Source organism: Gemmobacter sp. 24YEA27 (assembly GCF_030052995.1).
Taxonomy (GTDB): Bacteria; Pseudomonadota; Alphaproteobacteria; order Rhodobacterales; family Rhodobacteraceae; genus Pseudogemmobacter.
In genome coordinates, this window is the sequence record NZ_JASJPW010000001.1 from 492,501 (window position 1) to 505,330 (window position 12,830).

The window sequence follows — 12,830 nt, forward strand, 5'->3', positions numbered from 1 at the left end:
TCAGCGTGTTCGGGGCCAGGTCGGTCGAATAGCGGCCAGGGTCGGCCCGCGCGATTGCAGGCAGGACCGCGCCCGCCATCGCCCCGGCCAGCAACCCGCGCCGGTTGATCCAGGTCGCGCGCGGCGTGACATCGGACCAGCGCAGAGAGTTCGGTGTCTTCGCGGTCATGCTCATCTCCTCCACGGCAGACCCGGATCAGAACCCGGGCTTGCCCCGCACCCTGACACAGAAGGCGCGAAACTCCACACACAGATAAGAGAGCGGCGGCCCTATCCGGTGGAATTCCGGCTTTCATCTGTCCTTAAATATCCCCGCCGGAGGCATCCGACGACAGGAAAGGGCGGCAAGGTTTCCCTGCCGCCCCATTCTGGTTCAGTGAACCTGCGTCCCGCCCGGCCGCGTCCGGTGCGAGGCGACGACGCGGTCGCCCACCTGCAGCCCTTCATCCGAGGCCGTGACATGCACGATCGAGCCGTCGAGGATCTCCCCCCCAGGAGCATCTCGGCCAGTGGATCCTGCAATTGCCGCTGGATCACCCGTTTCAGCGGGCGGGCGCCAAAGACCGGATCATAGCCCTCCTCGGCCAGCCAATCCCTGGCCTTATCGTCCAGCGCCAGCGTGATCTTGCGATCCGCCAGACGTTTCTCCAGCCGTTTCAGCTGGATCGAAACGATACCGGACATATCGGCACGGCCCAGGCGGTCAAAGATGATCATCTCATCCAGCCGGTTGAGGAATTCGGGGCGGAAATGCAGCCGCACTGCTTCCATAACCTCGGCCTTCGCCCTCGACGTGTCCGCGCCATCCGGCAGTTCAGACAAAGCCCGCGCGCCAAGGTTCGAGGTCAGGATGATCAGCGTCTGTTTGAAATCGACCACACGCCCCTGACCATCGGTCAGTCGCCCGTCATCCAGCACCTGCAACAGCACGTTGAACACATCCGGATGTGCCTTCTCGACCTCGTCGAACAAGACGACCTGATAGGGCCGGCGCCGCACGGCTTCGGTCAGCACACCGCCCTCGTCATAGCCGACATAGCCCGGAGGGGCGCCGATCAGCCGCGCGACCGAATGCTTCTCCATGAATTCCGACATATCGATGCGGACCATCGCATTGTCATCGTCAAAGAGATATTCGGCCAGAGCCTTGGTCAGTTCGGTTTTCCCCACGCCGGTCGGCCCGAGGAACAGGAACGAGCCAAGCGGCTTATTCTCATCCGACAGCCCTGCCCGCGCACGCCGCACGGCTTTCGACACCGCTTCCACCGCCTGACGCTGACCGATCACCCGTTTCCCGAGCTCCTCCTCCATCTTCAGGAGCTTCTCTTTCTCTCCCTCCAGCATCTTGGTGGTGGGGATACCGGTCCAGCGCTCGACCACTTCGGCGATCTGCTCGGGGCGCACCGATTCCGAGACCAAAGCCTCGCCTTCCCGGCCCTCCGCCTCGCCAAGCTGCTTTTCCAGCTCGGGGATGGTGCCATATTGCAACTCGCCCGCTTTGGCGAAATTGCTTTCGCGTTTGGCCTGGTCAAGCTCTGCCCGGGCGCGGTCAAGCTGTTCCTTGAGATCGCGGGCCTTATTGAGGTTGTCGCGCTCGGCCTGCCATTTCGCGGTCATCTCGGCGGAATGGTCTTTCAGATTGGCAAGTTCCAGCTCCAGCTTGTCCAGCCGGTCTTTCGACGCCACATCCTCTTCTTTCTTCAGCGCTTCGGCCTCGATGGTCAGCTGCAGGATCTGACGATCCAGCGCATCGAGTTCTTCGGGCTTGCTGTCGACTTCCATCCGCAGCCGTGCCGATGCCTCATCGACAAGGTCGATCGCCTTATCCGGCAGGAAGCGGTCGGTGATATAGCGATGCGACAGCTGGGCCGCCGCAACCAGAGCCGAGTCGGTGATCTTGACCCCGTGATGGAGCTCGTATTTCTCCTTGATGCCGCGCAGGATCGAGATCGTGTCCTCGACGGTCGGCTCTTTCACCAGCACCGGCTGGAAGCGCCGGGCCAGAGCCGCGTCTTTCTCGATATATTTGCGGTATTCATCAAGCGTGGTCGCCCCGACGCAATGCAGCTCCCCCCGGGCAAGCGCAGGCTTGATCAGGTTGGCGGCATCCATTGCGCCGTCGGACTTGCCGGCGCCAACAAGCACATGCAGCTCGTCGATAAAAAGGATGATCTCGCCGGCGGCGGCCTCGATCTCTTTCAGGATGGCCTTCAGCCGCTCCTCGAACTCACCGCGATATTTCGCCCCGGCGATCAGCGCGCCCATATCCAGCGCCATCAGCTTTTTATTGCGCAGGCTCTCCGGCACATCGCCGTCGATGATGCGCAAAGCGAGGCCCTCGGCGATGGCCGTCTTACCGACACCGGGCTCCCCGATCAGCACCGGGTTGTTCTTGGTGCGGCGCGACAGCACCTGCATCGCGCGGCGGATCTCGTCATCGCGGCCGATGATCGGGTCGATCTTGCCCTGGGCTGCGGCCTCGGTCAGGTCGCGGGCATATTTCTTCAGCGCCTCCATCGTGTCTTCCGACGAGGCACTGTCAGCCGTCCGGCCCTTGCGAATGTCATTGATCGCGGCGTTCAGACCCTGGGCCGTCACGGCACCTGCCGTCAGCGCATCTTTCGCACGGGTGTTCACCAGCGCGAGCGCGGTCAGCATCCGCTCGACCGGCACGAAACTGTCGCCCGCCTTTTTGGCAACCTCTTCCGCCTCGTCCAGCACGCGGACAAGTTGCGGGTCGATATAGGTCTGACCGTCACCGCCGGTCACTTTCGGCAGTTTCTGGATGGCGGCATTCACCGCCTCATTGACGCGCTCAGGCGCGCCACCGGCACGGCGGATCAGGTTGGAGGCCAGGCCCTGGTCATCATCCATCAGGGCTTTCAGCAGGTGATCGGGCAGCACGCGCTGGTGGCTTTCCCGCATCGCAATCGTCTGGGCCGCCTGGATAAAACCGCGCGACCGTTCCGTGAACTTTTCTATGTTCATCGGTCTCTCCTTTTCATAAGCGCCGATCTTTGCGGATGCCCTGAAAAGGCACATCCACCCCGGCCTTCGCCTCTCAATCTGGGGCGGCGCAGGGCGGGGTTCAAGCCGTCCGGGGGCACCCCGGCGAAAAAATCCCACGCTCTGGCGGGGCCATTTTCCGCCGAGGCGCGGCGGAGATTTCGGCGGCTTTCGTCGCGCGCTTCTGCGAGAGCGACGCCAGACCTTGTCCCCATGCGCCTGGCACAGGCACTGTTACAGCAAAAGAGGATAAGAGCATGACCGAGAGACTCGAAGCCATTCTGCCGCAGGTGCCCGTCGAAGGCATCGCCGTTCATATCGGCCGCGCCGGGATCTGCATGGGCGATATGGCCGAAGCGCGGCTTTTGCCCGATGGACGGGTCGGGATTTACGCGATGGTCCGGCGCCGGCTCATGGGGATCATTCCGGTCAGGCGGATGAGCTATCTCGGTCATCTCGGGCCGGTGGCCGAACGTATTCTGGCCCCGGCACTGATCGAGGGGCTGATGTTGCGGCTGAGGATCGTGGTGCTGACGCCCGAACATCTCGCCACATCCGGGCCGCCCGAGATCCATGTCTCGGTCTGGGCCGATCCCTACCGGCTTGCGCCCTGCCTGAGCGATGATGCGCTGATCCTCCCCGAGCCCCCGCGCGACGCTGACCGGGATGAGGACGCGCTGAGCCCGGCCTGAGGCCCGGCGCGCGACCGTAGCAGCAGCACAGGATCAACCGCTCAGGGTTCGTAGCGGATATAGGCAAAAGCGCTGCCATCCGGCGCCCAGGACGGCACATTGATCGTCCCCTGGCCCCCGGTTATTTCACGCAGGACCCGACGATCCCCGCCATCTGCATCAGAAATCATCAGCCACACCGGCAGATCGGCGGGATGCCCTTCGGTCCCGGGCGGATAGGACAACCAGCACAGCCAGCGCCCACAGGGCGAGGGATGCGGGAACCAGTTCACCCGGTCATCCTGGAAAAGCTGGCGCTGATTGCCGCCATCCGCCGCCATCACCCAGATCTGCGCATGGCCTGCGCGGTCGCTGTTCCAGTATATCTGCGCCCCGTCATGACTGAAATCCGGCCCGTCATTATGGCCTGCGGCTTCGGTCAGCCGGGTCTCAGGCCCTCCCGCCAGCGCGCGGCGGTATATATCGATCTGACGCTTTTCGCCCCGCGCTGCCGGATAGGTCATGGTCAGACCATCGGGAGAAAGCCCGTGCCACCAGCTCGGGGTCGCAGAGGACACTTTCTCCGGCGCCTGACCGGCCCCGATCCCGGCCACGGGCACCGCATAGATCTGCGCGCCCTCGGCCTCGTAATGGCTGCCAAACAGGATCCGGCCATCACGGGTGAAACCATGATCATTGTTGCAGCGCCCCGCGATCCCGGTGCCGATCGGTTCCAGCCGGGGCGACTGCGCAGGCACCCGCCAGAGCCGCCCCCCGGCATTGACCAGAAACCAGGTGCCGCCAGATGATCCATCGGGCGACCAGTTCGGCGCCTCCAGCCGCTCCTGCCCTTCACACCCCTGATGGCGCAGCACCTCCGTCACCTGCCCGTCAGGGGTGACGGTTTCCAGAACCGAGATCACTCGCGCACCTTTGGCGTCAGAAGCTTCTTCGGCCTCAGCGCCTCAGCCGCCTTAAAGAGGCCAAAGGTCTGGTTGACGTAATTCACCGCGCCGCCGATCTGGTCGATATAGGTATCCAGCTCGGCCGTGCGTTCGGCCGCGACGACCTGCACCGTGCGGGACGGATCCACCCCCTCGAACTGCACATAGAACAAGGGCTCGCCCCGGCGCAGCACGAGGTCTTTCTGCGGCTCATGCCATTCGAACGCCCACATCAGCGGGCGCGGCCAGACCGAGATCGGGAACCGCCCGCCGAAGATCGTGCCCGGCAGCGGATCGGGGCGGTAATGCATGAAAGGCGACAGCTGCGTCAGATAGACCAGCTCATCCGCGATGAAGCAGTAAGGCAGCGAAAGCTGGATCGTCGGGCGGTCAGGATAGCGCCATTCTGCCTCGTTCACGAGGGTCAGCATCTCATTAAGCTTGTTCCCCCGGACCGGGCTCGCGCTCCCAAGCCGGTTGATCAGCACCGCGCGGCCATCCTTGTCGCGGCCAAAGCCGATCTGCAGGTCAAAGGGGCATTTCACCATGAAGTACCGGCTTTCCAGCTGGATCACCCCTGGGCAACGCGCGGCACTTTTGGCATGGCTGCGGTTTTGCTGGCGAAACATCACCCGCTCCGGCGGATCGTAAAGCACCGCATTCTTGTCTTTGGTCAGGAACCAGCCCACCTGGATCGGGCCCGAGCCCGGCCCGTCCTCGGGGCGCTCGACGGTAATCGTGATGTCCATATGCCTGCCTTCGGATATTTCCGCCAAAGTCGCGTCATTAACCCTGTCTGTCAATCAAGCCCGGCCTTCGGTGAACAGCGGCTTAACGGTGCTGCCCTTTCGCGCGGGGCTTCCCTTGTCAAATGCGCGCGCGCGTGAGAGAGGGGCCGAAACCCCTTTGCAGCCCCCCGCTTTACAGCTCCGGAGAAGCCCGATGGATGACCGCCTGATCGTCGCGATGGATGTGCCGAATGTGGTGGCGGGCCTCGCCCTGGCCGACCGGCTGGGCGATGCGGTCGATTTCTACAAGATCGGGCTTGGAATGCTGACCGGCGGTGGCCTGGCACTTGCACTGGAACTGAAGAATGAGCGCGAAAAGCGGGTGTTCCTCGACCTCAAGCTTTTTGACATCGGCCAGACCATCGAGAATGCGGTGAAGGGGATTGCCGGGCTTGGCCTCGATTTCCTCACCGTCCATGGCGACCCGCAGGTGGTGCGGGCGGCCGCCGAAGGCAAGTCAGGGACCGATCTGAAGATCCTCGCGGTGACGGTGCTGACCTCGCTCGACCGGGGCGATCTGGATGCGAATATGATCCTGCCCGGCGACATCCATGACATCACCGTCGAACGGGCGGCGCGGGCGCTCGCCGCCGGCGCCGATGGCGTCATCGCCAGCCCGCAGGAGGCGGCGCGGATCCGCGCCCTCCCCGAGGCCGTTGGCAAGCTGATCGTCACCCCCGGCGTGCGCCCGGCAGGGGCTGCAACCGGCGATCAGAAGCGCATCGCCACGCCCGGGGCCGCGATCCGCGACGGCGCCGATCATATCGTGGTGGGCCGCCCGATCTGGGCCAGTGCCGATCCGGCAGCCGCGGCCCGTGCGATTATTGCGGAACTGCCCTGACCAGACCTTCCGCGACCAGACCTTCCACGCTGAAATGGCGCGGGAAAAATGCGGTGACACAGACCATCAGTGTCGCCAGCGCTTCGCTTGCATCATAAGGTGACTGCATCGTCATCATATCGAGCCAGACACCCTCGGTCGTGACCCGGAGAACCCGCGCCGTGCGGGTCGGATCGACCATATAGCCATGATCCTCATTCATCCGACGGCAGAGCTCTTCCAGATACTGGTTATACTGCTCGTCGTTTGAGCCGCATTTCTCCTGGTAAAGCGGCCTCCCCGAGGTCTCGCCCCAGAACGAACACCAGGCCGCCAGCCGCCCCGGCGTGCAGATCTCGGGCCGGAAATCAGCCGCCAGCATGGCATAAAGCTGTTCCGCCGCCCCTGGCCCCGCCGCCTCGACCGCCCCGGTCCAGTTCTGCCGGTATTCCGCGGACAGATAGAGCAGCGTTTCCGAGAGCAGGTTTTCCTTGGTCTGGAAGTGGAAATTCACGAGCCCATGCGAAAGGCCGGCCATCCGTGCCACCTCGGACATCGTCGTCCTGGAATAGCCAAAACGTGCGATGGTCTCGATCGTCGCCTCGATCAGCTGCACGCGCCGGGCATCGCGCGGCATCTTGCGGGGCTGGGAATCAGGGGTCCCGGATTCTGGGGTATCGGTCTGCTCGATTGCGGCCATCTGCGTCTCCGTTCGCGGCCAGTCTTGCCTGAAAAACCTGCCCGGTAAAAGCGATTTCAGATTCTGATTGACAGTTCAGTCAAAATAATTCGACAGTTTGGAGAGCCGCAACAGGAACAGGTTTACGCCATGACCACCGCGCCGCACCGCAAGCTGGAAAAGTCCAACGCCCATTTCCAAAAGGCGCTGAAGAAGCTGCCGCTGGGGTGGCCTCGACCTTCCGATACTGGGGTGATGAGCGAACGATCTATGTCGATCACGGCAAAGGCGGCCGGACCTGGGATATCGACGGCAATAATTACGTTGATTACCGGCTGGGCTACGGGCCGGCGATCCTCGGCTATGCAGACGACCGGGTCGATGCCGCCGCAAAGCGGGGGATGGAGGTCGGCGGCGTCTTTGCCCTCTCGACCGAGCGCGAGCTGGCCGTGGCCGAACGCATCTCGAAAATGGTTCCGGCGGCCGAACTGGTGCGGTTCTCCAATTCCGGCACCGAGGCGGTGATGTCCGCGCTGCGTCTCGCCCGCGCCTATACGGGGCGCGAGAGCTATCTGCTGGTCGAGGGCGGCTATCACGGGTTGTTTGATGCCGCCATGTGGATGGCGAATATGGATGAATGGGACGCGAAATCGAACAGCGATCCCGAGATCGTGCCCTATGGCCAGGGCATCCCGAATACCGTCAAACAACTCGCCCATCTGGTGCCGATGAACGATATGCAGCGGCTGGAAGACACCTTCCGCCGCCATGGCGACGATATGGCCGCGATGCTGATCGAGCCGATCCAGGGCAATTGCTGCGGCATCTCGGCCCGAAAAGACTATGTGCAGCGCGCCCGCAAGCTCTGCGACCAATATGGCGTTTTGCTGATCATTGATGAGGTGAAAACCGGCTTTCGCGTCGGCAAGGGCGGCATTCAGGGTATCCTGGGCGTCACGCCCGATATCACCACCTTCGCGAAAGCGGTCGCCAATGGCTATCCGATCTCGCTGGTCGCGGGGCGCGAGGATATCATGCGCACCTTCCGCTATGGCGGCGCGTCGCATGGCGGCACCTATACCGCCCATTCCGTCAGCCTCGCCGCCGCCGAGGAAACGCTGCGCATCCTTGATGAGACCCCGGCGCTTGAAACGCTCGCGAATTACGGCACCCGGCTGAAGGCCGGCATTTCCGAAATCCTCTCGGCGCGCGGCATCACGCATAGTTTCTCGGGCCATCCCTCGATGTTCGGCATCTTCTTCGCGCCCGAACCACCGGACAATTACCGCGCCTGGAAGACCTCGGATTACTCCTTCTACGACCGCATGGCCTGGTACCTGCATGATCTTAACATCATCGTGGAACCCGACTCGCGCGAGCCCTGGTTCATGTGCGAGGCGCATGGCCTGGACGAGACCTGCTACACCGACACCATCCGCGCGGTGGAGACAGCCGTTGACCTGACGCTGCGTGACCAGGCGGAAGGCAAGCTGGACGCCGCCGAATGACATATGACGCCCTGATCCTTGGTGCCGGGCATAACGGGCTGGTCACCGCCTGCTACCTCGCCCGCGCCGGGATGAAGGTGCTGGTGATCGAGAAAAACGACTGGGTTGGCGGGGCCGCCGTCTCGCGCGAACTGACCCCCGGCTTCACCTATTCCAACTGCTCCTATGTCGCATCCCTCTTCCGCCCCGAGATCATGCGCGACCTTGAACTGCCGCGCCACGGGTTGCAGATCCTGCCCTATGAGGGTGGCGCGGTGTTCCAGGAGGGCGGCGGCTACCTCGGCATGTATCGCGACCATGATGCGAACCGCCGCGAATTCGCCCGCCACTCGGCCCGCGATGCCGAGGCCTATGATGTCTATTCCCGCGACGTGCTGCGCTATTGCCGTTTCATCCGCCCGATGCTTCTGCGCACCCCGCCGGACCCGGCGCGGTTCCGCCCGCGCGACATCGGAGAGCTGCTGTTCATCGGCAAACAGGTCTCGGGCCTGTCGGAACGCCAGATTGCTGACATGGTCCGCTTCTGGACCATGTCGATCTCGGATTACCTCGACCACTATTTTGAAAGCCCTGTGATCAAGGCCTATCTCGCGGTTTCCGCAATCATCGGCACCGCGCTCGGTCCGATGTCGCCCGGCTCGGCCTATGTGCTCTTGCATCACTATATGGGCGATGTGGATGGCAATATCGGTGCCTGGGGGTTCGCGCGCGGCGGCATGGGGTCGATCACCAAAGCGCTGTCGTCGTCCTTGCAGGCCTCGGGTGGCGAGATCCGCACCGGCGCACCGGTCGCCCGGGTGCTGGTGAAGAACGGGCGTTCCATCGGCGTTGTGCTGGAGAACGGCGATGAGATCCGGGCAAAGCGCGTGATCTCGAACATGGATGTCAAACGTACGATGCTGAAACATGTCGAGGAGCGCGAGCTTCCCGGCGATTATCTCGCCTCGGTCAAAAAGTTCAAAACGCGCGGCTCCTCGGGCAAGCTGAACATCGCGCTGGACGCCGCCCCGAAATTCACCGCGCTTCCCGAGGGGTCACCCGCGATCAAAGGTGATCTGCATTTCACCGATTCCATCGAAAAGATGGAACGCGCCTATGACGACTGGAAGGCCGGGCATTTCTCGCGCGACCCGTTCCAGGATGTGATGATCCCCACCATGATCGACCCGACCATGACGCCACCGGGCAAGCATTTCATGTCGTGCTTCGTGCAATATGCGCCGCCAAAGATCGGAGGCCTGGCAGAGGGGGGCCGCGACTGGACCGATGCCGATCGCGATGCTTTCGGCGAAGCCTGTCTGAACCAGATCGAGCGTTACGCACCCGGTTTCAGAAACCTCGTCCGCCATGTCGAGATCCGCACCCCGCGCGAGCTGGAGGCCGAAGTCGGGCTGACCGAAGGCAACATCTTCCAGGGCGAGCTGACCTTTGACCAGTTGCTCTTCAACCGGCCGGTGCCGGGATATGCCAATTACCGAACCCCCGTTCGTGATCTCTGGATCTGCGGCTCCTCGACCCATCCCGGCGGTGGCGTGATGGGCGCGCCGGGGCGCAATGCGGCGTCAGAAATCCTGCGCGATGCGAAACTCTCTCCAAAGGATATGAGCGATGCCTGGCCCGTCCTTTGATCGTGATGTGATCGTCATCGGGGCCGGGCCTAATGGTCTGGCCTGCGCCCATCGACTGGCATCGAAAGGCCGCAAGGTGACGCTGATCGAGGCCGAAGCCACGCCCGGTGGCGGCATCCGTGCACTTCCGGATCTGGCGCCCGGACTGACGCCTTCGCTGGCGCATCTTGTCTGGCAGATCGACCCGCGGGTCGACGCCGCGATGGATCTGTCGCGCCACGGCCTCACATGGGAGGCCACAGATATTGCGACCACAGTGATCGGGCGCGACGGCAACCTGGTGATCCGGGGGCCACTGACCGAGGGCCCTGACGCGGCGATCTGGAAGGCGCTTTACCAGCGCCTCCTCTCCTTTGCTGCCGCGCTGGAGCCTTTCCGCCGGATGGCGCCGCCGCGCCTGCAGGCCGGCGGCAATTCCTGGGTCAGGCTTGCAAAGAACCTGCTTGGTATCCGGGCGCTTGGCACGAAGGATTATCGCGAATTGCTGCGGGTGATCCTGATCAATGCCCATGACGTGGCTCAGGATGAACTGACAGATCCCCGGCTGCGCGCCGCCCTGTGTTTCGATGCCGTGCTGGGCGCCTGGGCGGGGCCGCGCTCTCCCAATACACTGATTTTGCTTCTGGATCGGCTGTCCGGAGAAATCGCGGGACGTAAGGGGGCACTCGGGTTGCCCAAAGGCGGGATGCCCGCGCTGGCGCTGGCTATGACAAATGCTGCGACTGCAGCAGGTGTTTCGCTGCGCAGCAATTCCCGCGTCAGCCGGATCAGCATCGCCGATGATCGCGTCACCGGCGTGATCCTTCACAGCGGCGAAACCCTTGGCGCGCCGGTGGTGATCTCGGCGATCGGGCCAAAGGCGACGATCCTGTCCCTCGCTGGCCCGGAGCATTTCGACACCGGCCTTGTCACCGCTTTGCGTCATCAGAAATCGCGGGGCGGCACCGCAAAACTGCATCTCGCGCTTTCCGCCCGCCCGGATTTTCAGGGCGCCGACCTGCGCTCCCGCCTGCTGCTGGCCGCAGATGAGCATGAGGTTGAGACCGCCTTCAACCCGGTCAAATATGGCGAAGTGCCTGACCGCCCGGTGATGGAAGTCGTGATCCCCACGGCATTTTCCGGCGGCACTGGCCCGCATCTTCTGTCGGCCAATGTGCAATTCGCACCCCATGCGCCGAAGGCGGGCGAAGACGCGGCACGTGAGGCGATGCTCAAGGCCAGCCTCGCGCGGCTGGAGGAGGCGGCGCCAGGGATCAGCGCGCTGATCACCCGTGCCGGGATCCTGATGCCCTATGATATCGAACGACAGTTCGGCATGGCGGGTGGCAACTGGCATCATGGCGAGCTGGCGGTTGAACAGATGCTCTTCAACCGCCCGATCGCGCCGCTGTCGCGCTATGCAACACCGCTGAAAGGGCTCTGGCTTACCGGCGCCGGAACCCATCCGGGCGGCATGTCGGGCGCCGCCGGCTGGAACGCGGCTGACGCGGTGCTGGAGGCGAAAGCATGAGCGCAGCCCCCCATCTTAATGCGCCGCTGGTGCTGACCCATTTCACCGCCCCGCTGGCGCAGACCCCGTTCCACCCGCGCACCGAAGCCGCGAATCGCCTGCAGGGCTGGGCGCCCTGGGCCGGATACATGACTGCCACCTGTTTCGGCGACAGCACCATGGAACATACCGCGATCCGCAATGCGGCGACGCTGTATGATATCTCGCCCATGGTGAAATACCGCATCACCGGGCCGGATGCGGTGGTCTATCTCAACCGCCTGACGCTGCGCGATGTGGGGCGGCTGGCGGTGGGTCAGGTGCATTACACCGCCTGGTGTGACGATCTGGGCAAGGTGATGGATGATGGCACCGTCTTTCGCCTCGGGCCTGATGATTTCCGGCTGTGCTGTCAGGAGCGGCACCTGCCCTGGCTGCTCGACAGCGCCTGGGGTCTGGAGGTGCGGCTCCGGGACGAGACCGAAGATCTCGCCGCGCTGGCGCTGCAGGGGCCGGTTTCGGCGACGGTGCTGGCTCAGGCCGGGTTTGACATCCAGGCGCTGAAACCCTTCCGGCTGGCGACTTTCCCGTTCCTGACCGGCGAGGTGATGATTTCGCGCACCGGATTTACCGGCGATCTGGGCTATGAGCTCTGGATCGGCCCCGATCTCGCTTTGCCGCTCTGGGATCACCTGATGCAGGCGGGCGCGCTTTACGGGCTGATGCCGGTCGGGTCCGAGGCGGTGATGCTTGCGCGGCTTGAAGCCGGGTTCATCACGACCGGCATGGATTTCGTCCCTGTCCAGCATGCGGTGCGCGAAGACCGGGCGCGCTCGCCGTTCGAAATCGGCCTCGACTGGATGATCGCCTGGGATAAGGGGCATTTCACCGGGCGGCGCGCCCTGATGGCCGAGCGCGACGACAAATCATCGAAATGGGCGCTGGTCGGGCTCGACATCCCCGGCAATGTCAGTGCCGAGGGCGCGATCCTCTACTTCGACAAGCGCCGCGAGGCGGGGTTCATCACCGCCGCCTGCTGGTCTCCGACATTAAAACGCAACATCGCCATCGCCCAGGTCGAGGCGCGTCACGCCAGTTGCGACCATCTCTGGGTCGAAATCTACGCGCTGCGCGAGCTGCAATATCAAAAACTTATGCTGCCGGTCACCAAAACCGCCCGGCCGTTTTTCGCCCCGAACGCCGCCGTGCCACCCCACCGGGGAGGTTCTGATGCCGCATGACATCGCCCAAAGCCCCCATCCTGACAGCCCCCGCCTCAGCCACTGCCCCGAAACGC

10 protein-coding genes and 1 pseudogene (1 of these 11 only partly in view) are annotated in these 12,830 nt (G+C 63.7%); 6 read left to right on the forward strand and 5 right to left on the reverse strand.

Annotation, left to right across the window (positions count from 1 at the left end; translation table 11 throughout):
- Together msrP and clpB are read right to left on the reverse strand one after the other, a co-directional pair.
- A protein-coding gene (msrP, locus tag QNO18_RS02495; RefSeq protein ID WP_283176388.1) for a protein-methionine-sulfoxide reductase catalytic subunit MsrP crosses the window boundary here: on the reverse strand, positions 1–169 show its beginning. Its footprint begins 743 nt before the window's first position; only the first 169 of its 912 coding nucleotides appear in the window; the start codon lies at positions 167–169; the stop codon falls past the left edge of the window.
- A 204-nt stretch (positions 170–373) separates the two neighbouring features.
- Positions 374–2,988 (reverse strand): annotated as a pseudogene (gene clpB / locus QNO18_RS02500) (ATP-dependent chaperone ClpB).
- Positions 2,989–3,263: 275 nt separating this feature from the next.
- On the opposite strand from clpB, the gene QNO18_RS02505 reads away from it, so the two are divergent.
- Entirely contained in the window at positions 3,264–3,698 is a 435-nt protein-coding gene (locus QNO18_RS02505; protein ID WP_283176389.1) for a hypothetical protein, read from the forward strand.
- A gap of 41 nt (positions 3,699–3,739) precedes the next feature.
- Here QNO18_RS02505 and QNO18_RS02510 read toward each other — a convergent pair whose 3' ends face one another.
- On the reverse strand, positions 3,740–4,600 hold the full coding sequence (locus QNO18_RS02510) for a hypothetical protein (protein ID WP_283176390.1): 861 nt from the start codon (positions 4,598–4,600) through the stop codon (positions 3,740–3,742).
- Positions 4,597–5,370 (reverse strand): hypothetical protein, encoded by a 774-nt coding sequence (locus QNO18_RS02515; protein WP_283176391.1) that lies wholly within the window; start codon positions 5,368–5,370, stop codon positions 4,597–4,599. Before QNO18_RS02515 ends, QNO18_RS02510 begins: the two co-directional genes overlap by 4 nt.
- Before the next feature lie 193 nt (positions 5,371–5,563).
- Here QNO18_RS02515 and pyrF point away from each other — a divergent pair, with 193 nt between their 5' ends.
- A complete protein-coding gene (pyrF, locus tag QNO18_RS02520; protein WP_283176392.1) occupies positions 5,564–6,250 on the forward strand; it encodes an orotidine-5'-phosphate decarboxylase in 687 nt (228 codons plus the stop codon).
- Here pyrF and QNO18_RS02525 read toward each other — a convergent pair.
- The gene (locus QNO18_RS02525; RefSeq protein WP_283176393.1) at positions 6,231–6,929 is read right to left on the reverse strand and encodes a TetR/AcrR family transcriptional regulator; all 699 of its coding nucleotides are present in this window, start codon (positions 6,927–6,929) and stop codon (positions 6,231–6,233) included. The two genes, pyrF and QNO18_RS02525, sit on opposite strands and share 20 nt — an antisense overlap.
- A 206-nt stretch (positions 6,930–7,135) precedes the next feature.
- Here QNO18_RS02525 and QNO18_RS02530 point away from each other — a divergent pair, with 206 nt between their 5' ends.
- From QNO18_RS02530 to QNO18_RS02545, 4 genes are read left to right on the forward strand one after another with little or no spacing between them, the layout of a single operon-like run.
- Positions 7,136–8,416: an aminotransferase class III-fold pyridoxal phosphate-dependent enzyme gene (locus QNO18_RS02530; RefSeq protein WP_283176394.1), complete on the forward strand. Its 1,281-nt coding sequence runs from the start codon at positions 7,136–7,138 to the stop codon at positions 8,414–8,416.
- Positions 8,413–10,044, forward strand: coding sequence for an NAD(P)/FAD-dependent oxidoreductase (locus QNO18_RS02535; RefSeq protein WP_283176395.1), 1,632 nt, complete (start codon positions 8,413–8,415; stop codon positions 10,042–10,044). The genes QNO18_RS02530 and QNO18_RS02535 overlap by 4 nt, the downstream gene beginning before the upstream one ends.
- Positions 10,025–11,554 carry an NAD(P)/FAD-dependent oxidoreductase gene (locus tag QNO18_RS02540; RefSeq protein ID WP_283176396.1) on the forward strand — a complete coding sequence of 510 codons (1,530 nt, stop codon included), beginning with the start codon at positions 10,025–10,027 and terminating at the stop codon, positions 11,552–11,554. The genes QNO18_RS02535 and QNO18_RS02540 overlap by 20 nt, the downstream gene beginning before the upstream one ends.
- Entirely contained in the window at positions 11,551–12,774 is a 1,224-nt protein-coding gene (locus tag QNO18_RS02545; RefSeq protein ID WP_283176397.1) for an aminomethyltransferase family protein, read from the forward strand. The genes QNO18_RS02540 and QNO18_RS02545 overlap by 4 nt, the downstream gene beginning before the upstream one ends.
- The last annotated feature ends 56 nt before the right edge of the window (positions 12,775–12,830 follow it).